Below are 24994 nucleotides of genomic sequence, written 5' to 3' on the forward strand. Positions count from 1 at the left end.
GGCTTCTATGGCAACCGATCTCTACACGCACGGCGGGGCCCAACTGGGTGCAGTGCGCCGCGTCGGCAACAGCTATTCCGGCGGCAATGTGTCCGGTCAAGTTTCCATCAACGGTGCCGCGCCGTCCGGTACTTTCAGCACCATCTCTACCGGCCCGGCTCCTGCGCCGCCGCCACAGCAGTCCTTGACCACGGGGACGCCGCGGCCCGTTGCGGCACCAGCTTTCGATCCTGCCAACGGAGCTGGCCGCCCGAACGCGCTGGGCAGCTTGGCGGACACCAACGCCCAGATCGCAAGCATGCGCGGCGAGGCCGCGCCAGGGCTGGGAGTTCGCACTGCCCCTGCCGTGCAACCGCCTCAAGCACCGCTCGGTGCTGTGCGGCCGTTCGGGACCCCTGCAGCAGCATCTCCGGCGATCGCCGCGCCAGCCGTCGGCGTATCACCAGCTCAGCAGTTCTTCGTTGGGGGCGGTCAGGCACCGACTGTCCAGCTTGGTGCAGCATCAGTTCAGCCCGCGGCACCTACGCAGGTCCAACCCACCGAGAGGCCGGCGTATCGAGACGGCGGCATGGTTCGCGGGCCTGGCACCGGCACCAGCGACTCGATCCCTGCGATGCTGTCGAACGGCGAGGCGGTGCTGCCGGCGGATACCGTGCGCGCACTCGGGCCGAGCAACGTGCAGGCTACTATCGCGGCGACCCACAAGCCCGCTGGCTCGGGCGTGTATCGGAACGGTCGCCCCGCATTCGCTGATGGCGGCGTGGTTACGGATGAGGAACTGCGCCGGCGCGCGCTTGGTGCTGGGCCCGCATCGGCTGCCGCCGCGGTGGCTCCGCAGATGGTCACTACGACCGTGCCACCGCCTGGGGCACCAGGCGCCAGCCAAATTCCAACTGGCAAAGAGGTCTATACCGTCGTTGCACAGCCGCCGGCTGCTGAGCCGCTGGTCGACGCCATGACGGGGTTCGGCGCGGTCCCGCCAGCCGCGGGCCCGGTGCAGGATCCGAATCTGCCCCTCGGCGTCACGCGCAACGGCAACGCCTATTCGGGCAACTCTGTTGCCGCGCCTGCCACCTTCGCAACTGGGTCGCTGGGAGGAACCGAGGACACAAACACACGTCTTGCCCGGCTGCAAGCGTCGAATGCCGCGGTGCCGCAGGGCGGGCTTACCATCATCGACAACGGTGGCGCGAACCGGAACGCCGACTTCAATGACGGCGCAGCCCTACGGACGCTGATCGCACGCGGCGCGCCGCCGGGCCGCAACGGCGCCCAGGTCTACGCGGCACAGATCGGCGCAGCCCAGTCCCCTCTCGATCAACGTGCGGCACAGGCTGCCCTCGGCGTGCGCGAACTCGGAGACACTCAGCGAGCTCTGATTGCGGAGCAAGGATTGGGCGCGCGTGCGCGCTTAGCAGACGCTCGTCAGCAGCAAGCCAACCAGATTGACCAGCAGCGACTCCTGCTGGATGCAAGGCGTGACGATCGTGCTGCGGTGGCCGCGGCAGCTGAGCAAGGCCAAAAGGCTCGCATGGCCACACTGCAGGACCAGGTTCTCAATGGCACTCCAGAGCAACGGCGTTCGGCCACGGAGGCCATCGCCGCGATGCAAGGGCGCGAGGTGGCGGGCAACAAACCACCGGAAGGCTACCGACGCACCGCGAATGGCAACCTCGAAGCAATTCCCGGCGGGCCTGCGGACCTGAAGCAAAACAAGGAAGGAGTGCAGCAGGCAAAGGATACCCAGGACATCTTCGGGATCATTGACCAAGCGACACCGCTCCTGGGAAAGGCCACAAACAGCCTGGGCGGCGTGGCGCTCGACAAGGCAGCGCAGGCCTTCGGTGCCACCACGGAAGGCGCGATCGCTACGGCCCAGCTCGGCGCACTGCAGGGCGCGCTGATCTCGAAGATGCCGAAGATGAGTGGCCCGCAGTCGGACAAAGACGTGCAGCTCTATCGCGAGATGGCCGGGCAGATTGGCGATCCCACAATCCCTCGCGAGCAGCGTCTGGCTGCGCTGCAGACGGTGCGCTCTCTCAATGAGAAATACCTCCCGGCGGTGAGTAGCCCGGCGGAGATCGACAAGCTTTCATCGGGCACCACCTTCAAGGCACCCGATGGAACGATTCGGAGGAAGCCGTAATGGCCGAAAATTGGTGGGACCAATACCCTGTTGTCGGCTCTGCGAGCGCAGCACCGCCAGCCGCTGCGCCTTCGACGTCGTCTGCACAGGCTAGCCCACCAAACCCCGGCTCACCGCCCGGCAACTGGTGGGATCAGTATCCAGAGGTCGGACAACCCGCAAGTACTGCGCCGGCCGCGACGTCGGCCTCTCCGGCGGCAGATCCCTCTTCACTTCCCGCGGAGCTCGCGCGCCAGGTGGGGCTCACGGCACGTGCGGGCGTGAAGGGCGCGCTATCGATTCCTGGGACGGTGTCCGATGCGGTCACAGGCCTCATCAACACGGGGCTGGATGCCACAGCCGGTGAGGGGAACGGTTTCCGCTTCCAGCGCGTGAGTGCCGCAGCCGACAACCTGATGAGCGGTGCAGGTCTGCCTGAGCCGAAAAACGCTACAGAACGGGTAGTGCAGGACGTTGCGGCCGGCATGGCTGGCGGTGCTTCTAGCGCGGCTGCGGGCCAACTCACTGCTCGACTCGCCCAGACAGCAGGCGCACCCGTCGCGGAGGCGGTAGGCAATTCGCTTGCCGCGGCGCCAGGCATGCAGGTCGTGAGCGGTGCCACGGGCGCGGGAGCTGCAGGTGTGACACGCGAGAACGGCGGCGGCGCGGTGGCTCAGACGGTGGCAGGTCTTGCCGGCGCCCTGGCTCCTACCACTGTACCGTTCGCGGCGCGCGCGGCGGTTCGCGGCGCCATCCGCGGGGGCGAAGCGGGGCGGGCCGAGATGGCCGACCGGATCCAGACCTTTGAGCAGGCGACCGGCACCACGCCCACGATGGGTCAAGCCACAGGCTCGCGCGCCATCCAGGCAGCCGAGACCGGCCTGTCAAATGTCGTGGGCGGCTCGGGCATCATGATCCGGCGCGGGGAAGCTCAGGCCGAGGCGATGCAACGCAGCGTTCAGGAGCTCACCGACGCCTTGGCGCCGAACGCGACTGGCACTGACGCGGGCGCAGCCATCGCCAAGGGCGTCAACGCCTTCAAGGACAATGTGAAGACGGTGCAGCAGCGCCTGTACTCTGATTTGGACAAGTACATCCCTGCGGCGACGCCGATGGGCGTGAGTCGGACGCAGCAAGTGCTGGAGTCGCTGAACGAGGGCATCCCCGGTGCGCCCAACATCAGCAACTTCTTCAAGAATGCGCGCATTGGCTCAATCGAGCGAGCACTGGGCGATGACCTTGAACTAGCTCGCCGCGCGCAGGCACCTACGGGCATGTCCAGCACTGGCGCGACCACCTTGCCAGGGCAACTTCCCTATGAGGCTGTGCAAAAGCTGCGCTCACTCGTCGGCCGGGAGATCTCCGACAACTCACTGTTGTCGGACGTGCCGCGAAGCAAGTGGCGCGCGCTGTACGCTGCGTTGAGCGAAGATCTCGGCGACGCGGCCAATGCCGCCGGCCCGCAGGCTCGCCAGACTTGGGAGCGCGCCAACCGTTACACACGCACCAGCATCGAACGGTTGGAGCAGCTCGAGGCAGTGGTGAACAAGGATGCGCCCGAGAAAATCTTCCGAGCTGCTACCACTGGCTTGGCGGAAGGCGGCACGCAGATCGCACGGGTGATGAAATCGATGCCGGTGGAGAACCGGCGCGAGGTCACGGCCGCGGTCCTGCAGCGCTTGGGCCGTGCGAAGCCGGGCCAGCAGAACGAGCTCGGAGACGCCTTCAGTTCGGAGACCTTCCTGACGAACCTTGCCAACATGAGCCCTTCCGCGCGTCGCGCGTTATTCGGTGGCAGCGGCTTCCCTGGCTTGGAGGAGCGGGTAACGCAGCTTGGGGCCGTTGCCAACATGCGGCGTGAGGGTTCCAAGGTATTTGCGAACCCGTCGGGTACAGCGCGCCAAGGCGCCATGATTGGCTGGGCTGCAGGCCTCGGTACGGCCTTGGCCACAGGTAACGCTGCAGCGATCGGCACTGCGCTTGCTACGCCCATTGTCACGAACGCCGCGGCGCGCTTGCTCACCAGCCCCGCACGCGTGCGCGCCGCTGCCGAGATCAATCAGGTGAATGCCGCTATGGGCCCAGTAAGCGCGGCCGCAGCCGCTACGCAGGGGCAATCGCTCGAGGAGCGGAAGGCCGCGAATCTCGCGCGGATCCGCGCGCAGCGCGAGACTCAGCGCAAGAACTGAGCCACGGCGATCAAGAAGACCACCACAACCGCGATGGCGCCGATGGCGACCAGCCCGAAGTGGCCGACTAGCTTGTTCCCTTCGCGCAGCCGCTCGTCGCGATAGGAAGCCTCTAGGAGGCCTTTCATGTTTTCGCCAGTGAAGTTCTTGGGGTCGCGTGCCATGGGGCGAATGTAGCAGCGAACTGCAACTCTCAGATCTTGTGTTTGCTAGGGAGCGCAGCAACTGCGACTTGAGAAGGCTGAACAGCGGGCGAAACTGGGCTCATGGTCTGCTTAAGCAGGGCCTTCTGAGCTTCGATGGCCATCACTGTCACGATCGCGCGAGCCCGAGGCGGCAATGGCAGTTGAGCAAACCATAAAGACGAGCGCACCATCACAACGTCCGCCTTGGAGCCCGAGTAGTGTGGTGCGCATAGTTCAAATGCTTCGATGTGACCTCGGATGCTGGTTGCATGATCGATGTTGCTGAGCCGATCCACCGCTTCTGCAAGATTCATTGTCTCTCCGTCACGCCATTTCGACGTGCCCATCTTGCGGCATTATGTGTCAAGCCCACTTAAAGAGAGGTGTGCGGCATGGTGATGCTACCCGCCGAGAGCGTGAACGCCGCCAGCCTGGTGTCGGCGGCGCGCTGCAGGCGGAGGATGAGCTGAGCGAAACATTGATCTTGCCGGCTATTCGAGGCCTTGAGGTTCGGACTCGCCGGTAAGCGATACCACGACCTCAGAAATGGTGGAAACTTCGTCTTGTCCAGTCAGAACCCGCCCTGCATGCGTCACTGCTATCCCCGCGCTACCAACTTCGATGACGTCGCAAAGCGATGTTAGGAAGAGCAGATCGGCGCCACGCACTTCGTTCGCATCGAAGTCTTTGGCTTCGCCTTCGCTAGACGCAAGCTTCTTCCAATGCTTCGCGCCCGCGATCGCCTTTTCGTAGGTCCGAAAGAGCTCGAGCACCTTTCCTGAGTGTCTTCGACCATCTTCGAAGTGATTCCAGTGGATGATGGTCGGCGAGCCTCCGGAGACCAAGTAGAAGGCTCGAACCTTTGAAAGCGCGATCATGTCGGCATGATTGCGGCCTCGACGGATGAGCCACACCCCATTTGGACCACGCGTGCTGATGTGCGGGACGATGCCGATCTGTTGAAGCGTGGCGTTGCCGTCGAGGCGGTGAATCGGTAGGCCTGGTTTCCCAAGGTAGAGCAGTGTCCCGCCGCACCGAATCTTAGTCCGCGCGCCATGGGCTGAATGCCAAGATCCGCCGGGTTCGAGCTTGCGCATCAGCTTGGTCAGGGGATGGAGGAGCCGCAGGATTCCCCTCCCAGCAAGCTCATGCTCAATGAACCGTTCGACGCGAGCTTCGGATTCAAGAAAGCCGCCAGGTTCTATTGGCGCAAGCAACTTTTCGTCGAAAGGGATGAAGCTCCACTCGATCAGCCCCTTGCGGCGGAGCTTGAGCACTTCCTCCATTCGATCGACGTAGGTGCCAAGTTGTTCTGTCCGAAAGGGAATTGCGTCGATTGGTCGTTTCGCGCGGCCGGCGGATGGGTCCGGGGAGATCGAGGCTATCGCTTCGCGCCAGTCGCAGCCAGGCCCGGTCCAGATGCTTACCGCGTTAGGAAGCGCGATTCCAGAGGAATTCTTTTCTGGGGTGCCCGAATAGCAGCGAACGTAGGCTGGCGCTCCAAAGAAGGCTCTCATCATCAACCGCTGCGTCGGCTCGCTTCCCTGGATGTCGATGTTGACCACAACATCCAGATCGCCGCATTCGAGCGCGCCTCTGGCATACGAGCCGGCGACCCAGAGGCGAGTGACAGTGCAGGTCGCCGACTCTGTTCGGTCGAAGTACCAGTGCTTGAAAGAAAGCGTCTGCGTGCTGCGGCCATCCAGACGCTCGCACATGCGCTGCAGCTTCTTGGTGAACGTGTCGCGGGGGAGGCGCTTCTCGGTGGCGGCCATGAGTCTCGACATGAGAGTGGGCTGCCATCGTAGCCGGATGCCCTCGAAGCTCACTATCGGTGATGCTTGTTTTCGTGTGCGCGAGGATCGATGGGTGGTCCGGAAAGGAAAAAACCTCCCAGTCTTTCGACGGGAGGTTTCTCTGTTTGCGGAACACGTTCTGCGATTGCGGAACAGTGCTCTTATGGAAGTAGCGCGGAAACCGCGCAGTTCCTAGTGTTGGTGGTGGGCCCTGAGTGACTCGAACACTCGACCTACGGATTAAGAGTCCGCTGCTCTACCAACTGAGCTAAGAGCCCTTGCTTTGAAAACGTTTAGTGTTTTCTGGCAAGACCACGAGTATATCCCAGAAATCGAGCTTGTCCAAAAAATTTGTGACTTGCGGCGTTAGGATTCGTCATCGACGACGGGGCAGAGGCCCTCAACCAGGAGAACTTCGATGAGCGACGCCAGCACCACGCCACATATCTTGATCACCGGCGCCGCAGGCGCACTGGGGCGCGCGGTGGCCCAGCACTTCATCGATCAGGGCGCGCGCCTTGCGTTGGTCGACCACCATGCGGGTCGTCTGGCCGAAGTGTTCCCGGGGCTCGGCAACTCGCAGCACCTGCTCCTGTCGGGCGATGTGACTTCCACTACCGAGATGGCGGCTCTTGCGGAGCAGACGCTGAAGTCCTTCGGCCGCATCGACACGCTGGTGCACATCGCCGGCGGCTTCGAGATGGGCGAGGCGACGCATGCGCTCACGCGTGCGAGCTGGGACCGGATGATGAATCTCAACGCCTGGTCCTTCGTCGCGGTGACGCAGGCGGTGCTGCCTTCGATGATCGAGCGGCGTGCCGGCAACGTGATCGCCGTCACCGCGAAGGTCGCGGTGCGCGGCGTGCCGGCGATGGCTGCGTACATCGCATCGAAGAGCGCACTGCAGCGGCTGGTGGAAGCCATGGCGGCCGAGGCTGCGCCACATGGCGTCAACATCAACAGCGTGGCGCCGAGCGTGCTCGACACACCCGCAAACCGGCAGGCGATGCCCGATGCGAATCCTGCCGACTGGGTGTCGACGTCGGTTGCCGCACAGACCATCGCATTCCTCGCGTCGCCGGCTGCGGCTGCGCTGCACGGGCAGCACCTGACGCTCGATACCTGAGCAAAAAAGAAAAGGCCCTGGCGGATGCCAAGGCCTTTTCCGTGTCGGTTGGTGGAGAGGAGGAGGATCGAACTCCCGACCTCCGCATTGCGAACGCGGCGCTCTCCCAGCTGAGCTACCCCCCCAACGCAGGGCGAATTTTAACCAAAACCGCCGTTTTGGCGCATGTCGCCGTGCCAAGATGCGCGCCTCGCAAAACACGGAGCAAAGACCTCATGGCCTTGTTCGATCCCGCCTGGCTGGAAGGCATGTACAACAATCTCGCGCGGGTCAAGGACCACCCCGCGTACTTCCAGCGCTGGGCCAGGGAATCCGCCGAGGCGCGCGAGACTCTGCCTGCCCGCATCGATTTGCCCTACGGCCAGGGCGTGAACGAGACGCTCGACATCTTTCCCGCGCCGGTGCCCGATGCGCCGGTGCTGGTCTTCATTCACGGCGGCTACTGGCGTGCGATGGACAAGAAAGACCATTCCTTCATTGCTCCGGCCTTCAACGACCGCGGCATCTGCGTGGTGCAGCCCAACTATGCGCTCTGCCCCGGCACATCGGAGCAGCCGGTCACGGTGCCCGGCATCATGCTGCAGATGGTGCGTGCGCTCGAATGGACGTGGCGCCACATCGCTGCCCACGGCGGCGATCCGTCGCGGATCACCGTGGCTGGCCACTCGGCCGGCGGCCACATGGCGGCAGCCTTGCTGGCCTGCGACTGGAAAGCGGTGGCGCCCGACCTGCCCGCGCACCTGGTGCGCAACGCGCTGTCGATCTCGGGCCTATACGATCTTCGTCCGCTGCAGCGCACGCCGTTCCTCGAGAACACGCTGAAGCTGACCGATGCCGACGTGCTGCGCGCAAGTCCCGCCTTATGGCCTGCGCCGAAGCGCGGCCAGCTCTACGCAGTGGCCGGCGGCGCCGAGAGCGAGGAATTCATCCGCCACAACGCAATGATCCGCGATGCGTGGGGCCGCAACACCGTGCCGGTGTGCGAGGTGCTTCCAGGGCTCAACCACTTCGACGTGGTGGACGCGCTCGCCGATCCGGCGCATGCGCTGCACCGGCATGCGGTGCAGCTCCTGGAAGCCTGAAGCCTGAGGAAGCCAGTTACATCAGCAGGTGTTCGCCGGCGTTGTCGCCGCCGAGCGTCACGTAGTTGACCTTGCGGATGTCCATCAGCGCGCGGCCGCCGGCGTAGCTGATCGAGCTCTGCACGTCCTGCTCCATCTCGATCAGCGTGTCGGCCAGCTTGCCCTTGACGGGTTCGAGGATGCGCTTGCCTTCGACATGCTTGTACTCGCCCTTGTTGAAGTCGCTGGCCGAGCCGTAGTACTCCTTGAAGAGCTTGCCGTCGACCTCGACGGTCTTGCCCGGCGACTCCTCGTGCCCCGCGAACAGCGAGCCGATCATGACCATCGACGCGCCGAAGCGCACGCTCTTGGCGATGTCGCCGTGGTCGCGGATGCCGCCGTCGGCAATGATCGGCTTGGTCGCCACGCGGGCGCACCACTTCAGCGCCGACAGCTGCCAGCCACCCGTGCCGAACCCGGTCTTGAGCTTGGTGATGCAGACCTTGCCCGGGCCGATGCCGACCTTCGTCGCGTCGGCGCCCCAGTTCTCGAGGTCGATCACCGCCTCCGGCGTGCCGACGTTGCCTGCGATCACGAAGGTCTTCGGCAGCTTCTGCTTGAGGTAGCCGATCATGTTCTTCACGCTGTCGGCGTGGCCGTGCGCGATGTCGATCGTGACGTACTCGGGCACGAGGCCCTGGGCCACCAGCTGGTCGACGGTGTCGTAGTCGGCCTTCTTCACGCCCAGCGAGATGGAGGCGAATACGCCCTTGCCCTGCATGTCCTTGACGAACTTGACGTTGTCGAGGTCGAAGCGGTGCATCACGTAGAAGTAGCCGTTCTGCGCCAGCCACAGGCAGATCGACTCGTCGACCACCGTCTTCATGTTGGCGGGAACCACCGGCAGGCGGAAGCAGCGCTCGCCCAGCGTGACGCTGGTGTCGCACTCGGAACGGCTCTCCACGCGGCACTTGCGCGGGAGGAGGAGGATGTTGTCGTAATCGAAAATCTGCATGACCAGGCTCCTGAAGAGAATCGTTGAAAGAAACGAATGAGCGCTTGGTCCGGCCGGCTTTCGCGGTGCGTTTCGCAAAGGAAACGCCCACAAAAAACCGGGCGCAAGAAACTTGGGCCCGGTGATTGATTTTACGCGGACTCGCGAAGCCGGGTCTTCCGCCTCGTCATATAACCCGCATACGCCGTGGTTTCTACAATTGGGGGATGTTGTTTAACGATCCCGCGGCCGACGCCAACCCCCCAGCGCTGCCGCTGCTGCAGAACCTGAACGCGGAGCAGCTCGCCGCGGTCACGTTGCCCGAAGGCAACGCTCTCATCCTCGCAGGCGCCGGCTCCGGCAAGACGCGCGTGCTCACCACCCGCATCGCCTGGCTGCTGCAGACCGGCCAGGTCTCCGCAGGCGGCATCCTCGCCGTGACCTTCACCAACAAGGCCGCCAAGGAAATGATGACGCGCCTGACGGCGATGCTGCCCGTCAACGTGCGCGGCATGTGGATCGGCACCTTCCACGGCCTTTGCAACCGCCTGTTGCGCGCGCACTGGAAGCTGGCCAACCTGCCTTCCACCTTCCAGATCCTCGACACGCAGGACCAGCTCTCGGCCATCAAGCGCCTGATGAAGCAGTTCAACGTCGACGACGAGCGCTTTCCCGCCAAGCAGACCCAGTGGTTCATCGCCGGCGCCAAGGAAGACGGCCTGCGCCCCGACGCCATCGAGGTGCGCAACGACGACGACCGCAAGAAGGTCGAGCTCTACCGCCTGTACGAGGAGCAGTGCCAGCGCGAGGGCGTGGTCGACTTCGGCGAACTCATGCTGCGCAGCTATGAACTGCTGCGTGACAACGAACCCGTGCGCGAGCACTACCAGCGGCGCTTCCGCCACATCCTGATCGACGAGTTCCAGGACACCAACCGCCTGCAGTACGCGTGGATCAAGATGCTCGCCGGCAACACCGTCGAGGGCCGGTTCGTTCCGGGCCAGCACAACAGTGTGATCGCCGTGGGCGACGACGACCAGAGCATCTACGCCTTTCGCGGCGCGCGCGTGGGCAACATGACCGACTTCGTGCGCGAGTTCGACGTGCGCCACCAGATCAAGCTGGAGCAGAACTACCGCAGCTACAGCAACATCCTCGATTCCGCCAACGAGCTCATCGGCCACAACAAGAAGCGACTGGGCAAGAACCTGCGCACCGACCAGGGCCCCGGCGAGCCCGTGCGCGTGTACGAGGCACCCACCGACCTCGCCGAGGCGCAGTGGATGGTCGAGGAAATGCGCCAGCTCGTGCGCGACGGCTACGAGCGCAAGGAAATGGCCGTGCTCTACCGCAGCAACGCGCAGAGCCGGGTGATCGAAACCGCGCTCTTCAATGCCTCCGTGCCGTACCGCGTGTATGGCGGCCTGCGTTTCTTCGAGCGCGCGGAAATCAAGCATGCACTGGCCTACCTGCGCCTGCTGGAGAACAAGGACGACGACACCAGCTTCCTGCGCGTCGTCAACTTCCCGCCGCGCGGCATCGGAGCGCGCACCCTCGAAACCCTGCAGGACGCGGCGCGTGCCGCCAACCGTTCGCTGCACGACGCGGTGAGCGTGGTCGGCGGCAAGGCGGGCGCCAACCTCACCGGCTTCGTCGCCAAGATCGACGTGCTGCGCGAGCAGACCCAGGGCGCGAGCCTGCGCGAGATCATCGAACTGGTGCTCGACCACAGCGGGTTGGTGGAGCACTACAGGGCCGACCGCGAAGGCGCCGACCGCATCGAGAACCTGGACGAACTGGTGAACGCGGCCGAAAGCTTCGTCACGCAGGAAGGCTTCGGCCGCGACGCTGTGGCGCTGCCGGTCGACGAACTGCGCCAGTCGCCCGCGAGCCAGGGCCTGGACCCGAACCGTCCGGTGCTCGGCGAGCCGCTCGCGCCCGACGCCGAAACCGGCGAAACGCTGAGCCCGCTGGCCGCCTTCCTCACGCACGCCGCGCTCGAGTCGGGCGACAACCAGGCGCAGGCGGGCCAGGACGCGGTGCAGCTCATGACCGTGCACGCCGCCAAGGGCCTCGAGTTCGACTGCGTGTTCATCACCGGCATGGAAGAGGGCCTGTTCCCGCACGAGAACTCGATGAGCGACTTCGAGGCGCTGGAAGAAGAGCGCCGGCTGATGTACGTGGCGATCACGCGCGCCCGCAAGCGCCTGTACCTGAGCCACTCGCAGACCCGCATGCTGCATGGCCAGACCCGCTACAACGTGAAGAGCCGCTTCTTCGACGAACTGCCCGAGGGCGCCCTCAAGTGGCTCACGCCCAAGAACCAGGGTTTCGCGCCCTCGGCCTTCGGCTATGGCGGCGGCTACGGCAGCACGCGCGGCGGCTCGGGCGGCTACGGTGGCGGCTACGGCGGCAGTTCAGGCGGAAGCCGTGACAAGGACACCTTCTCCAGCCCGCCCGTGCCGCCGCAGAAGGCCGCGCCTTCGCACGGCCTGCGCTCGGGCATGCAGGTGTTCCACAACAAGTTCGGCGAAGGCACGGTGACCGCGCTGGAGGGCACCGGGGACGATGCGCGCGCGCAGGTCAAGTTCGCGCGCCACGGCGTGAAGTGGCTGGCGCTGTCGGTGGCCAAGCTCACGCCGATCTGATCCGGCGCTGCCCGGCGGGTGCCTGCTGCGTCGGCGGCGTTCAGTCGGGATAGAAGGTGTCGCGGAAGGTGAACCAGTTCGACGCCTGCGTCATCGCCGCAAGCGTCAGCACCGTGCCGAGCATCAGCAGGTTGCCGGCCGTCATCGCGCCGCTGCCGGAGCCCAGCGAGCCCACGCCGATCACGATGGTGCCGACCAGCGCCGCCGCCAGCAGGCCGAGCAGCAGCACGCCGCACCACGCCAGCCAGTACAGCGCATAGGCGCCGAAGTTGCGGAACATCGCGACCAGGCTGAAGAAGATGCTCTTCACCGGCTCCACCCGGTGCCAGTGGACCAGCGCAGGCGCATGCCAGATGGCGGCGATCAGCGGCAGCGTCAGGCACATCTGCAGCAGGTTGGCCACCTGGAACCGGCTGCTCTCCATGACTTCCTTGGCTGGAGCCTCCCCGGCGAAATAGCTGCGCATGAACTGGCCGCCATCGACGACCGCGGTCACGAACACCGTCAGCAGGCAATACACAGCCGAGATCACGCCCAGCACCGCCAGCGAGCGCCATTCGGCCCGCATGGCCTGTGCCACCGACAGGAACATGAGCGCGCCGGTCGGCCTCCTTGGGCCGGCCGTGCCGTCATCCGCCGCGGCCTTGTCGTTCGCCGAGGCGTCGGCCACCGAGGCCGCGACCATGAAGCCCAGCGTGGAGAAGGGCAGCAGCACGAACGGAAGGAACCTGCCGATCACAGGCAGCTGCGAGATCGTCGAGATCAGCGCCATGAACAGCATGAACAGCGACACGAAGGCCAGTGGTTGCCGCCAGAAGTTCCGGAGTCCGAGGCGGACCCATTCCACGCCGGTTCGCGCCGGCACGAGGTTGAGTTTCATGTGTGAAGGTCAGGCAGCCAGCAGCGGCTCGAGGGCCTGCGCCATGGCGTGCGGATGTGTGGCGCGCTCGCGCAGCACGCGCTCGAAGTGCGTGGGGTCATGGGGCTTGAGCATGCTCGCCTCGCGCGGCAGATGGAAGTCCCACAGGCGCGAGATCCAGAAGCGCAGCGCCGCCGCGCGCAGCATCGCGGGCAGCAGGGCGCGCTCGGGCGCGTTCAGCGTGCGCACGGACTCGTAGGCCGAGAGCAGCGCGTCTGCGCGCTCGGGGTCGTGGCGGCCGGTGGACAGGTCGATGGCCCAGTCGTTCAGGCACACGGCCAGGTCGAACAGCCAGGTGTCGGTACCGGCGAAATAGAAGTCGAACACGCCGGTCAGGCGCGGGGCGGCGCCGGGCTCGCCGTCGGTCGCGAACATCACGTTGTCGCGGAACATGTCGGCGTGCACCGGACCGCGCGGCAGCGCCGCATAGGCCGACGACTCGGCGACGTGGTTCTGGTAGGCCAGCTCTGCGCGCAGCAGGGCGGCCTGGTGCTCCTCGATGTACGGCAGCACCACCGGCACCGTCTCGTTCCACCAGGGCAGGCCGCGCAGGTTCGGCTGGATGCGGGGGTAGTCGCGCCCCGCGAGATGCATGCGCGCCAGCATCGAGCCCAGTTCGGTGCAGTGCGCAGCGGTGGGGGCCAGTTCGCTGCGGCCCGAGAGCTTCTGCACAACGGCAGCAGGCTTTCCGGCCACGAGGTGCAGCAGGTCGCACGAAGCCTCGGCGGGCACCGGCGGCTGGCCCTTGCGCGGCTTGCCGGCGGCTTCGAGCTCGGGCAGTGCGACTGGCGCGGGCACCGGCAGGCCTGCGTCCGCCAGATGCTTCATCAGACAAAGGTAGTAGGGCAGCTGCTCGGCGCTCAGGCGCTCGAACAGCGTCAGCACGAACTCGCCGGACTCGGTGGTCGCGAAATAGTTGGTGTTCTCGATGCCGCCCTCGATGCCGCGCAGCTCGCGCAGCGGGCCCAGGCCCAGGCTCTGGACGAGCGCGTCGGCCTCGCCGAAGCCGACTTCGGTAAAAACTGCCATGGCGGTAGGTACTCAGCGCCGCATTGCTGCCGCGAAAACCAGAACGGAAGACCTCATTGCGGTCAGAACTTCAGCACGTTCCAGACGCGGGGGCCGTTGGCGCCTGTTTCGCTCGAACCCTGGCGACCCGTGGCGGCGTCTGCCGGAAGCACTTCGTAGCCGGGCATGTTCGACTTGGGCTTGACGTTGATGCTCTGGGTGCGGCCGCCGTAGCGGACCTCGTCGACCGAGGCGCCGCTGTCCTCGGTGTGGATGTTCTCCACTTTCTGGTTGCGTCGGCCCTCGGCCTTCGCCTGCTCCTGATTTGGGAGCGCCTCGGCCGGAGCCGCCGCGGGGGCGGGCGCGGCCTGTTGCGCCTGCACGGCGGCAAAGGGGGTTGCGAAGGCCAGCGCCAGCAGGATGCGGCGGGCGACCAGGAGTGTGGAGCTAGGCATGCATGCATTGTAGGCGCGCGCCTGCTTCCGGGGCGTCGGTTGGAACCTCGCGCCGTCGTGGTTCCGGGCGCCGCTGCGGGCACGGCAAAATGGCCCGATGACCGACAAGAAAACGCTGCTGCTCGTCGATGGCTCGAGCTACCTCTACCGCGCCTTCCACGCCATGCCCGACCTCCGGGCCGTGCCTGGCGACCCGAAGAGCCCGGCGACCGGGGCCATCCGCGGAATGATCAACATGATGACCGCGCTGCGCCGCGAGGTGCGCGCGGACTACGCCGCCTGCATCTTCGACGCGCCCGGCAAGACCTTCCGCGACGACTGGTACCCCGAGTACAAGGCCAACCGCTCGCCGATGCCCGACGACCTGCGCAGCCAGATCGAACCCATCCACGAAGTGGTGAAGCTGCTCGGCTGGCCCGTGCTCAGCGTGCCCGACGTGGAGGCCGACGACGTCATTGGCACGCTCGCCCGGGTCGCCTCCTCGCAGGGCGTCGAAGTCATCGTCTCCAGCGGCGACAAGGACCTGAGCCAACTGGTCGACGAGCACATCACCATCATCGACACGATGAATGGCAAGCGGCGCGACGTGGCCGGCGTCACGGCCGAGTTCGGCGTGCCGCCCAGCTTGATGATCGACTACCAGACGCTGGTGGGCGACTCGGTCGACAACGTGCCCGGCGTTCCCAAGGTCGGCCCCAAGACGGCCGCCAAGTGGCTGCTCGAATACGGCTCGCTCGACGCGCTGATGGAGCGCGCCGCCGAAGTGAAGGGCGCCGCGGGCGAGAACCTGCGCCAGGCCATGGAACAGCTGCCGCTGAGCAGGCGCCTCGTGACCATCCGCACCGACTGCGACCTCGATGGCCACGTCGCGGGCCTGCCTTCGCTCGAAGGGCTGCCGGTGGGTGCGCCGCAGACGGCCGAGCTGAAGCCGTTCTACGAGAAGTTCGGCTTCAAGAGCCTGGTCAAGGGGCTCGAGGCGCAGGCCGTGCCGCCCGAGCTGATCGAGGAAAACCTCAAGAAGAAGGCGGCTTCCGGCAAGGCCGACACCGACCAGGGCGGCCTGTTCGACGAGCCCTCCGAAATGCAGGCGCTGGAGGCCGCCTCTCCCGCGAGCAACCTGAAGTACGAGACCATCACGACCTGGGAACAGCTCGACGCCTGGCTCGCGAAGCTCGAGGCGGCCGATCTCGCCGCCATCGACACCGAGACCACCTCGCTCGACGAGATGGTCGCGCAGATCGTGGGCATCAGCTTCAGCGTCACGCCCGGCGAGGCCGCGTACATCCCGCTGATGCACAACTACCCCGACGCGCCGCAGCAGCTGCCCTTCGACGAGGTGCTCGCGAAACTGCGGCCCTGGCTGGAGAACGGCGCGAAGAAGAAGCTCGGCCAGCACATCAAGTACGACCGGCATGTGTTCGCCAACCACGGCATCGAGGTGCAGGGCTACGCGCACGACACCATGCTGCAGAGCTACGTGCTCGAAGTGCACAAGCCGCACGGCCTTTCGAGCCTGGCCGAGCGCCACCTGGGCCGCAGCGGCATCTCCTACGAAGACCTGTGCGGCAAGGGCGCGCACCAGATCCCGTTCAGCCAGGTCGACATCGCCAAGGCCGCCGAATACTCGTGCGAGGACAGCGACCAGACGCTGGACGTGCACAACACGCTCTGGCCGCGCCTGCAGGCCGACGAGAAGCTGCTCTTCATCTACCAGCTCGAGATGGATTCGAGCGAGGCGCTCTACCGCGTCGAGCGCAACGGCGTGCTGATCGACGCGCCCACGCTGGCCACTCAGAGCCACGAGCTGGGCAAGCGCATCATGGAACTGGAGCAGGAGGCCTACGAGATCGCGGGCCAGCCCTTCAACCTCGGATCGCCCAAGCAGATCGGCGAGATCTTCTTCACCAAGCTGGGCCTGCCCGTGGTCAAGAAGACGCCGAGCGGCGCGCCCAGCACCGACGAAGAGGTGCTCGAGAAACTCGCTGAAGACTACCCGCTGCCGGCCAAGATCCTCGAGCACCGCAGCCTCTCGAAGCTCAAGGGCACCTACACCGACAAGCTCGGCCAGCTCGCCAACCCGCGCACCGGACGCGTGCACACGCACTACGCGCAGGCCGTGGCCGTCACCGGCCGGCTGAGCAGCAACGACCCGAACCTGCAGAACATCCCGATCCGCACGCCCGAAGGCCGGCGCGTGCGCGAGGCCTTCGTGGCGCCGGCGGGCAGCGTGATCGCCAGCGCCGACTATTCGCAGATCGAGCTGCGCATCATGGCCCACATCAGCGGCGACGAGTCGCTGCTGCGCGCCTTCACCGAAGGCATCGACGTGCATCGCGCGACGGCCGCCGAGGTGTTCGGCTCCACGCCCGACCAGGTGTCGAGCGAGCAGCGCCGCTACGCCAAGGTCATCAACTTCGGCCTGATCTACGGCATGAGCAGCTTCGGCCTCGCGAAGAACCTCGGCATCGAGAACAAGGCCGCGGCCTCCTACATCGAGCGCTACTTCGCGCGCTATCCGGGCGTGAAGGCCTACATGGACGAGACCAAGGCGCTGGCCAAGGAGCAGGGCTACGTCGAGACCGTGTTCGGCCGGCGCCTGTACCTGCCCGAGATCAACTCGCCCAACGGCCCGCGCCGCGGCGGCGCCGAGCGCGCGGCCATCAACGCGCCGATGCAGGGCACGGCGGCCGACCTCATCAAGCTCAGCATGGTCAAGGTACAGAACGTGCTTGACGAGGAGAAGCGCGCGACCCGAATGATCATGCAGGTGCACGACGAACTGGTGTTCGAGGTGCCCGAGGCCGAGGTCGAGTGGGTGCGCACCGAGATCCCGCGCATCATGGCCGGCGTCGCATCGCTGAAGGTGCCGCTGCTGGCCGAGATCGGCGTCGGTCCTAACTGGGACAAGGCGCACTGAGAAAGAACATCAAGAAGAAGAGAGCAGGGAACGGACAAGGACGAGACAACCAGCCAGCCACAGAAGGAAGAAACGCAAGAACATGAACCGATTCCCTCACCGCAAACTCCTGCTTGCCGCAGTCTGCGCCGCCTTCCTCGGCAGCGCCTTCGCGGCACCCGACGCGAAGATCGCCGCGCTTGCCGCCAAGGAAAAGCCGGCCCTGCTCGACACGCTGAAGGAGCTGGTCTCCATCGAGTCCGGCAGCCGCGACCTCGACGGCCTGGAGAAGATATCCGACCTCATTGCCGCGAAGTTCAAGACGCTGGGCGGCGAAGTCGAGCTGATCGACCCGAGCGCCGACGCCTACCGCATGGAGGACACGCCCGAGAAGATCGGCCGCGTGGTGCGCGCCACCTTCAAGGGCACCGGCAAGAAGAAGATCCTGCTGATCGCGCACATGGACACGGTCTACACCGTGGGCATGATCAACAGGCAGCCTTTCCGCATCGACGGCGACAAGGCCTACGGCCTGGGCATCGCCGACGACAAGCAGGGCGTGGCCGTCATCACGCACATCGTGTCGATGCTGCAGGCCATGAAGTTCAAGGAATACGGCACGCTGACCGTGCTCATCAACGGCGACGAGGAAATCAGCTCGCCCGGCGCGCGCTCCCTCATCACGCGCATGGGTAGCGAGCACGATGCGGTGCTGTCCTTCGAAGGCGCTTCCATCAAGGAAGACAAGCTCTCGCTCGCCACCGCGGGCATCGCCTCGGTCACGCTGAACGTCACGGGCAAGGCCTCGCATGCGGGCTCGGCGCCCGAACTCGGCGTGAATGCGCTGTACGAGCTCTCGCACCAGATCCTGCAGATGCGCGATCTGTCCGACCCCGCCACGGGCCTGAAGATGAACTGGACCATCTCCAAGTCGGGAACCAACCGCAACGTGATCCCGGCCAGCGCCACCGCCGCGGCGGACGTGCGCGTGCTGAAGGTGAGCGACTACGACCGTATCGAGCAGCAGGTGAACGAGCGCGTGAAGAAGCAACTCATTCCCGAAGCCAAGGTCGAGCTGAAGTTCGAGCGCCGCCGTCCGCCGCTGGAGTCCTCCGAAGCCTCGGTCGCCATGGCCCGCCATGCACAGCAGATCTACAGGGACGAACTCGGCCTGCCGCTGGGTGCCGACGACAAGGCCGCCGGCGGCGGCACCGACGCGGCCTTCGCGGCGCTGAAGACCAAGGCGCCGGTGGTCGAGCGCTTCGGCCTGCAAGGCTTCGGCGCACATTCGGCCGATGCGGAGTACGTGCTGGTCAATTCGATCGAGCCGCGCCTGTACCTCGGCACGCGGATGGTCATGGACCTCGCGCGAGGAAAGTGAGCTCACCCCCAGGCTTCGCGCACTTCGTGTCGCTTCGCCAACCCCCTCGCCGGGGGCAACACCAGTGGCCCGGCAAAGCCGGTTCCACGGTGTTCCGCGAAGAAGGCATGAACTGCCGCTGATCATCATGCGACTGCGCCACATCGAGGTCTTCAACGCGATCATGCTCACGGGCAGCGTGAGCGCGGCGGCGCGGCTCATCAACATCACCCAGCCGGCGGTGAGCCGCACGCTGCAGCATGCCGAGCTGCAGCTGGGCTTTCCGTTGTTCCAGCGCGCCAAGGGACGGCTCACGCCGACCACCGAGGCGCTCACGCTGTATCCGCACATCGAGCGGCTGTTCGCGCAGCTCGACGAGGTGCAGCGGCTCGCCGCCAACCTGCGCACGGCGGGCGACACCGGCGAGCTGCGCATCCTGAGCGTGCTGGCCCTGAGTTACGACATCCTGCCGCGCGCGCTGAAAGCGTTCCGCGAGAAGCATCCGGGCTACGCGATCACGGTGGAGTCGCTGCACTCGCCGCAGATCATGTCGGCGCTGCTGCTGCAGGAGGCCGACGTGGGCTTCGCCTTCAGCCCGGCGGTGCACCCATCGCTCACGCAGGAGACGCTGGCTGACAGCCGCATGGTGTGCATCGCGCCCAAGGGAATGCTGCCGCGCGCGCTGGTGCGCAACGGCTCGGTGGCGCTGCACGACCTGGTCGACCGGCCGGTGATCGGCCTGGACAGCCGCGACCCCGTGGGCACCAGCCTGAGCCAGGCCTGCCGGCAGGCGGGCGTGGGCTTCCAGCAGGCGGTGGTCACGGTGCAGACCTATCACGCGGCGCTGGCGATGGCGCACCACGGCATCGGCGTGGCGCTGGTCGACGGCTGCACCGCGCGCTCGGCGGACCGCGCCAAGGTCGACGTGCTGACGCTGGAGCCGCACATCCCGGTGCCGATCCGTGCGCTGCGCTTCGCGGCGCGGCCCGATTCGGTGGCGGTGCGCGAAATCACCCGCTGCATGCAGCAGGCGATACAGGACACGATCTAGGTCCTAGGTTTTCAGGGCCTGCGCCACGCGCAGCGCCGAGCCGAAGGCCAGTGTGAAGCCGAGCGCGCCGTGGCCGGTGTTGAACAGCATGTTCGAAGGCGCGCTCTCCAGCCGTCCGATGATCGGCAGCCCCTTGGGCGTGGCGGGGCGCATGCCTGTCCAGGGGTGCAGTTCCTCGAGCCGGCTCGCATGCGGGAAGAGGGCGCGCGTGGCGGCCGCCAGTGTCTCGATGCGCGTGGCCGGAATGCTCGCGTCATGCCCAACCAGCTCGGCCATGCCCGCCACGCGCAGGCGCGAGCCGATGCGCGCGAACACCACCTTGCGCGCGCTGTCGGTCACGTTCACGCGCGGCGCGGCACCGGGCGCGGGGTCGACGTCCACCGTGATGCTGTAGCCCTTGAGCGGATAGACCGGCAGGTACGCGCCGAGCGCACGTCCCAGCTTGTGCGAGGCCGAGCCCAGCGCCATCACGAAGGCATCGGCTTCCACGTCGCCGCTGCCGGTGTGCACGGCGGCGATGCGGCGTCCGCTGCGCACGAAGCCGCGCACGTCGGTGCCGGTGATGAAGCGCACGCCGCGCGCGCCAAGTGCCTTCGTCAGCTCCGTGCACACCTTGAGGCAGTCGGCCGCGCATTCGCTCGGCGTGTAGACGGCGCCCGCCATCCGGTCGCGGTAGCTGGCGAGGGCGGGCTCGATGGCGACGCATTCCTCGGGCGTCACCAGCCGCTGCTCGCTGCCCATCCTGCGCTGCAGTTCGAGCTGCGCCCGCGCGCCCTCGAGAGAGGCGGCACTGGCGTACAGCACCAGCTTGCCGGTGGCGGAGAAATCGCAGTCGGGCGAGAGCTCGGCGCGCATGGCCTCGAACTCGATGCGGCTCGACGCGGCCAGCTCCAGCAGCCTCGCGGTGGTGTCGCGCGAGGTGCGCGCGTTGCAGGCCGCGAGGAACTCCATGCCCCAGCGCCACTGCAGCGGATCGAGCTGCGGGCGCAGCTTGAGCGGCGAGGCAGACGAAAGCAGCAGCTTGGGCAACTGCTTCCAGATCGAAGGATCGGCCAGCGGCTGCACGTACGAGTAGCTCAGCTGCGCGCCGTTGCCCCCGCTCGCGCCCGAGCCGGGAGCGGCGCGGTCGATCACGGTGACCTGATGGCCCTGGCGCTCGAGCTGCCAGGCGGTCGCCAGGCCCACGATGCCGGCGCCGAGCACACACACATGCATGGAGGCAGCTTTCCGGAGAGATGGATGGATTGAATGAATGTTCGGCAGAACGGTGGCTTTTGACTGTAGGCGCGCGCGGCCCGTACCGGAAATGCCAAAAGCACCCCCGCCCATAACCTTTGGGCATGGATCAGCTTTCTATTGGAATTTGTGGTTTTGTTTCGCCCGTTCCTACACTGGCCGCCTGTTCAGTCCAACCGAATGAAGGCTCGAATGAAACTCTCCGTCCTCATGGCTACCATGGCCGCCACGGTGTTCTTCACCGCCACCGGCGCACAGGCCGCCGACACGCTCGCCAAGATCGCCGAGTCCGGCAAGATCACGCTGGCCTACCGTGAATCGTCGGTGCCCTTCAGCTACCTCGAGGGCCCCGGCAAGCCGATCGGGATGGCGGTCGATCTGTCCAATGCCGTGGTCGAGGCGGTGAAGAAGAAGCTGAACAAGCCCGATCTGCAGGTTGCGCTGATGCCCGTGACCTCGCAGAACCGCATTCCGCTGATCACCAACGGCACCATCGACCTGGAGTGCGGCTCCACCACCAACAACACCGCGCGCGGCAAGGACGTGGCCTTCGCCATCAACCACTTCTACACCGGCACGCGCCTGCTGGTGAAGAAGTCGTCGAAGATCAAGAACTACGCCGATCTCGCGAAGAAGACCGTCGCCAGCACCACCGGCACCACCAACGTGCTGGTCATGCGCAAGTACAACATCGAGAAGAACCTCGGCATGGACATCGTGCTCGGCAAGGACCACGCCGACGCCTTCCTGCTGCTCGAGAGCGACCGTGTCGCGGCCTTCGCCATGGACGACATCCTCCTCTACGGCCTGATCGCCAACGCCAAGACGCCGGGCGACTACGAGGTGGTGGGCGACTCGCTGCAGGTGGAGCCCTACGCCTGCATGCTGCCCAAGGACGACCCGGCCTTCAAGAAGCTGGTGGACGACACCTTCGCCGGCATGATGAAGAGCGGCGAGTTCGAGAAGCTCTACAACAAGTGGTTCATGCAGCCGATCCCGCCGAAGAACGTGCCGCTGAACCTGCCGATGAGCCCGCAGCTGAAGGAAAACCTGAAGGCCCTGAGCGATAAGCCAGCGACCTGACAGCGGCGCGGAGAGAGAAAGAAAAGGAAGTTGCAGTGACGCAGGTTGTCGGCATTCTTGGAGGCATGGGCCCGGCGGCGGGCGCCGACTTCGTGCGGCTTTTCGTGCAGGCCTGCACGCAGCAGATGCGTGCGCGCGGCGAGCCGGTGCGCGACCAGTCCTTTCCCGAGCACTGGCTCGCGCAGGTCCCGGTGCCCGACCGTACCGAGGCATTGGCTTCGGCCGGTCAGGGGGCGCACCAGCCGCTGGAGCCGATGCTGCAGGCGCTGGGCCGGCTGGCGGCGCTCGGCAGCCGCACGGTGGCCATCGCATGCAACACGGCACATGCCTGGCACGCCAACCTGCAGGAGCGCTTTCCGCAGGTGGAGCTGCTGCACATGGCGCGCGAGACGGCGCGCCACCTCGCGGCACAGGGTGCGACGGGCGTGGCGCTGATGGCCACCGAAGGCACCTACCGCATCCGCCTCTACGAACAGGCGCTGGCCCAGGAGGGGCTGGAGTGCCATGTGCCGCTGCCCGAAGAGCGCGAGACCATCACGCGCGGCATCTTCGAAGGCGTGAAGGCCGGCAACATGCCGCTCGCCGAACAATGCTTTTCCGAGGTGGCGCTGAGGCTGGCCGAGCGCCATGGCCCCGTCACCATCATCATGGGCTGCACCGAGGTGCCGCTGGGCCTGCATGGCTCGGCCGCGGTGGCGGGGCTGGACCTGGTCGATCCGGCACAGGTGCTGGCGGCGGCGCTGGCCCGGCGGGCCTACGGGGCGCACCAACCCCAATGAAGTTCGGGGCATAGGGCCGCCGGCCGATTTCGCCTACATTGCGGCGTGCGTTTTTCCACAGCGCCACGCCCCTTGTCCGACGATTCAACCGGAGCCCAATCAATGCCTCTCGACGACAGCCGTTCCGACTTCGATTCGCTTCGCCCCGGCGACAGCACCGAGCAGGGCGCCACGCGCCGCACCGCCCTCAAGGCCGCCATCGGCGTCGGCTACGCGGCAGCGGTCATGCCGGTGATGGCGCAGTCCGCCATCAGCACCCCGGCCGACGGCCTGAAGGCAGGCCCGGTCAAGTACGCCGTCGGCGACTTCGAGGTGCCCGCCTATGCGGCCGCGCCCGCCGGCAAGACCGGCCTGCCGGTGATCCTGGTGGTGCAGGAAATCTTCGGCGTGCACGAATACATCGCCGACACCTGCCGCCGCTTCGCCAAGCTGGGCTACCTGGCCATCGCGCCCGAGCTGTATGCCCGCCAGGGCGACCCGCGCGGCTACACCGACATTCCGAAGCTGCAGGCCGACATCGTCTCCAAGGTGCCCGACGCGCAGGTCATGGCCGATCTCGACGGCGCCCTGGCCTATGCCAAGGCCAACGGCGGCGACACCGGCAAGGCCGCCATCACCGGCTTTTGCTGGGGCGGCCGCATCGTGTGGCTCTATGCCGCCACCGGCAAGGTCAAGGCGGGCGTCGCCTGGTACGGCCGGCTGGTCGGCCAGGCCAGCGAGCTGACGCCGAAGCACCCCGTCGACGTCGCCGCCAGCCTGCAGGCGCCGGTGCTCGGCCTCTACGGCGGGAAAGACCAGGGCATCCCCCTTGACACGGTTGATAAGATGAAAGCAGCTCTGGCAACCGGAACCCCGGCGGCCAAGGCGTCGAGCTTCGTCGTGTATCCCGAAGCGGGTCACGCGTTCCATGCCGACTACCGCCCCAGCTATGTCAGGAGCGCGGCGGAAGACGGCTGGCAGCGTGCCACGGCCTGGTTCAAAGCCAACGGCGTAGCCTGAACGGCGCCCGTCAGCCAATCCCCGCCGAAGGCCGTCCTCGTGACGGCCTTTCTCTTTTTATGATCGGTATGCGGCCCCGGAAAAGTTCCGGCGGCCGTCTTTCTTGCGCAAGCAGCTATGAATTTGATAGTCATCATCGCGGCGACCCTGGTTGCCGGTATCGGAAGCGTGTGGGTCGCGGCCCTTCTGTTGAAAGTGGGCGTGCGCAGCGGCTCGGGCGGTGTGAACCCGCAGCACCTGCTGAGCCTGGCGGCCGGTGCGCTGCTCGCCACCGCGTTCATGCACCTGCTGCCCGAAGCCTTCGAAAGCCGCATCGAGCCCGGCTTGCTGTTCGGCGTGCTGCTGTTCGGGCTGGTGTTCTTCTTCCTGCTCGACAAGGCGGAGCTATGGCATCACGGGCACGAGCATCACCAGGGTGAAGAGAAGGGCGGAACGGACGGCCACGATCACCACGGACACGACCACGCCCACGGTCATTCCCACGGCCACGCCCACGGGCCCCGCACCGGCGGCTGGGCCGTGCTCACCGGCGACAGCGTGCACTGCTTCGGCGACGGCATCCTGATCGCCTCCGCCTTCACCGCCGACATCCGGCTGGGCCTGGTGGCCGCGCTGGCGGTGCTGGCGCACGAGATCCCGCACCACATCGGCGACCTCGTCGTACTGCGCCAGAGCTCGGCCAACCAGCGGGCGGCACTGGTGAAGGTGTCGCTCGCGGGCACCATGACCGCGCTAGGAGGTATCGCGGGCTGGTGGCTGGTCGACCAGCTGCATGGCCTGCTGCCGTACTTCCTGGTGCTGGCCGGCAGCAGCTTCGTCTACGTGGCGCTGGCCGACCTGATCCCGCAGCTGCAGAAGCGCCTGCCCGCGCGCCAGACGGCAGCGCAGATCCTGTGGCTGGTGGCGGGCATCGCGCTGGTCACGCTGGTCAGCCGCCTCGCGCACGGCGAGCACGGGCACGAACACGGCCATGACGACCCCGGCCACGGGGAGCATGGGCACGTGCACAAGGACTGATCTTCCTTCGGGCCGGCGCGAAACTTTCCGACACCGAAGCCTCGCGCCGGATGAACCGCAAGGGCCG

Annotated in this window: 20 protein-coding genes and 2 tRNA genes; 12 read left to right on the forward strand and 10 right to left on the reverse strand. The window is 66.3% G+C overall.

What is annotated here, in order from left to right:
• Positions 1–7 precede the first annotated feature (7 nt).
• Positions 8–2146 (forward strand): hypothetical protein, encoded by a 2139-nt coding sequence (locus EJP67_RS16660; RefSeq protein WP_126022829.1) that lies wholly within the window; start codon positions 8–10, stop codon positions 2144–2146.
• A gap of 290 nt (positions 2147–2436) precedes the next feature.
• Positions 2437–4314 (forward strand): hypothetical protein, encoded by a 1878-nt coding sequence (locus EJP67_RS16665; protein ID WP_126022830.1) that lies wholly within the window; start codon positions 2437–2439, stop codon positions 4312–4314.
• Here the strand turns inward: EJP67_RS16665 and EJP67_RS16670 are convergent.
• The 4 genes from EJP67_RS16670 to EJP67_RS16685 form a co-directional block, all read right to left on the reverse strand.
• Positions 4299–4478 carry a hypothetical protein gene (locus EJP67_RS16670; protein WP_126022831.1) on the reverse strand — a complete coding sequence of 60 codons (180 nt, stop codon included), beginning with the start codon at positions 4476–4478 and terminating at the stop codon, positions 4299–4301. The genes EJP67_RS16665 and EJP67_RS16670 overlap by 16 nt on opposite strands.
• 29 nt (positions 4479–4507) lie before the next feature.
• Positions 4508–4813 (reverse strand): hypothetical protein, encoded by a 306-nt coding sequence (locus tag EJP67_RS16675; RefSeq protein WP_126022832.1) that lies wholly within the window; start codon positions 4811–4813, stop codon positions 4508–4510.
• Positions 4814–4990: 177 nt separating this feature from the next.
• Positions 4991–6274, reverse strand: a complete 1284-nt coding sequence (locus EJP67_RS16680; RefSeq protein ID WP_126022833.1) for a hypothetical protein — start codon at positions 6272–6274, stop codon at positions 4991–4993.
• Between the two features lie 223 nt (positions 6275–6497).
• Positions 6498–6573, reverse strand: a tRNA-Lys gene (locus tag EJP67_RS16685).
• A 140-nt stretch (positions 6574–6713) separates the two neighbouring features.
• Between EJP67_RS16685 and EJP67_RS16690 the strand changes: the two genes are divergently transcribed.
• Positions 6714–7421, forward strand: a complete 708-nt coding sequence (locus EJP67_RS16690) for an SDR family NAD(P)-dependent oxidoreductase (protein ID WP_126022834.1) — start codon at positions 6714–6716, stop codon at positions 7419–7421.
• Positions 7422–7470: 49 nt separating this feature from the next.
• On the opposite strand, the gene EJP67_RS16695 is transcribed toward EJP67_RS16690, so the two are convergent.
• A tRNA-Ala gene (locus EJP67_RS16695) sits at positions 7471–7546 on the reverse strand.
• Between the two features lie 90 nt (positions 7547–7636).
• On the opposite strand from EJP67_RS16695, the gene EJP67_RS16700 reads away from it, so the two are divergent.
• Complete coding sequence (locus EJP67_RS16700) at positions 7637–8503, forward strand: alpha/beta hydrolase (protein ID WP_126022835.1); 867 nt, start codon at positions 7637–7639, stop codon at positions 8501–8503.
• 16 nt (positions 8504–8519) lie between these two features.
• On the opposite strand, the gene EJP67_RS16705 is transcribed toward EJP67_RS16700, so the two are convergent.
• Positions 8520–9497, reverse strand: coding sequence for a GMP reductase (locus tag EJP67_RS16705; RefSeq protein WP_126022836.1), 978 nt, complete (start codon positions 9495–9497; stop codon positions 8520–8522).
• Between the two features lie 206 nt (positions 9498–9703).
• Here EJP67_RS16705 and EJP67_RS16710 point away from each other — a divergent pair, with 206 nt between their 5' ends.
• Complete coding sequence (locus EJP67_RS16710; protein WP_126022837.1) at positions 9704–12124, forward strand: UvrD-helicase domain-containing protein; 2421 nt, start codon at positions 9704–9706, stop codon at positions 12122–12124.
• A 40-nt stretch (positions 12125–12164) separates the two neighbouring features.
• Here the strand turns inward: EJP67_RS16710 and EJP67_RS16715 are convergent, their stop codons facing one another.
• From EJP67_RS16715 to EJP67_RS16725, 3 genes are all read right to left on the reverse strand, one after another.
• Complete coding sequence (locus EJP67_RS16715) at positions 12165–13004, reverse strand: BPSS1780 family membrane protein (protein ID WP_126022838.1); 840 nt, start codon at positions 13002–13004, stop codon at positions 12165–12167.
• Between the two features lie 9 nt (positions 13005–13013).
• Positions 13014–14072, reverse strand: a complete 1059-nt coding sequence (locus EJP67_RS16720) for a homoserine kinase (protein ID WP_126022839.1) — start codon at positions 14070–14072, stop codon at positions 13014–13016.
• A 62-nt stretch (positions 14073–14134) separates the two neighbouring features.
• The gene (locus tag EJP67_RS16725; RefSeq protein ID WP_126022840.1) at positions 14135–14506 is read right to left on the reverse strand and encodes a hypothetical protein; all 372 of its coding nucleotides are present in this window, start codon (positions 14504–14506) and stop codon (positions 14135–14137) included.
• A 97-nt stretch (positions 14507–14603) separates the two neighbouring features.
• Between EJP67_RS16725 and polA the strand changes: the two genes are divergently transcribed.
• From polA to EJP67_RS16745, 3 genes are all read left to right on the forward strand, one after another.
• Positions 14604–17423 (forward strand): DNA polymerase I, encoded by a 2820-nt coding sequence (gene polA, locus EJP67_RS16730; protein WP_126022841.1) that lies wholly within the window; start codon positions 14604–14606, stop codon positions 17421–17423.
• A gap of 82 nt (positions 17424–17505) precedes the next feature.
• Entirely contained in the window at positions 17506–18783 is a 1278-nt protein-coding gene (locus tag EJP67_RS16735; protein WP_126022842.1) for a M20/M25/M40 family metallo-hydrolase, read from the forward strand.
• A 127-nt stretch (positions 18784–18910) separates the two neighbouring features.
• A complete protein-coding gene (locus tag EJP67_RS16745; RefSeq protein ID WP_126022843.1) occupies positions 18911–19813 on the forward strand; it encodes a LysR family transcriptional regulator in 903 nt (300 codons plus the stop codon).
• A gap of 3 nt (positions 19814–19816) precedes the next feature.
• On the opposite strand, the gene EJP67_RS16750 is transcribed toward EJP67_RS16745, so the two are convergent.
• Complete coding sequence (locus EJP67_RS16750) at positions 19817–21028, reverse strand: D-amino acid dehydrogenase (RefSeq protein ID WP_126022844.1); 1212 nt, start codon at positions 21026–21028, stop codon at positions 19817–19819.
• Positions 21029–21241: 213 nt separating this feature from the next.
• On the opposite strand from EJP67_RS16750, the gene EJP67_RS16755 reads away from it, so the two are divergent.
• The 4 genes from EJP67_RS16755 to EJP67_RS16770 all read left to right on the forward strand — a co-directional run bounded on the left by EJP67_RS16755 (position 21242) and on the right by EJP67_RS16770 (position 24927).
• On the forward strand, positions 21242–22132 hold the full coding sequence (locus EJP67_RS16755) for a transporter substrate-binding domain-containing protein (RefSeq protein WP_126022845.1): 891 nt from the start codon (positions 21242–21244) through the stop codon (positions 22130–22132).
• Between the two features lie 35 nt (positions 22133–22167).
• Positions 22168–22911, forward strand: a complete 744-nt coding sequence (locus EJP67_RS16760; protein WP_276312258.1) for an aspartate/glutamate racemase family protein — start codon at positions 22168–22170, stop codon at positions 22909–22911.
• Between the two features lie 102 nt (positions 22912–23013).
• Positions 23014–23910: a dienelactone hydrolase family protein gene (locus EJP67_RS16765; protein WP_126022846.1), complete on the forward strand. Its 897-nt coding sequence runs from the start codon at positions 23014–23016 to the stop codon at positions 23908–23910.
• A gap of 117 nt (positions 23911–24027) precedes the next feature.
• Positions 24028–24927 (forward strand): ZIP family metal transporter, encoded by a 900-nt coding sequence (locus EJP67_RS16770; RefSeq protein WP_126022847.1) that lies wholly within the window; start codon positions 24028–24030, stop codon positions 24925–24927.
• Positions 24928–24994: the final 67 nt, after the last annotated feature.

Origin of the sequence: Variovorax guangxiensis, from assembly GCF_003952165.1 — a bacterium.
GTDB classification, from domain to species: Bacteria; Pseudomonadota; Gammaproteobacteria; order Burkholderiales; family Burkholderiaceae_C; genus Variovorax; species Variovorax guangxiensis.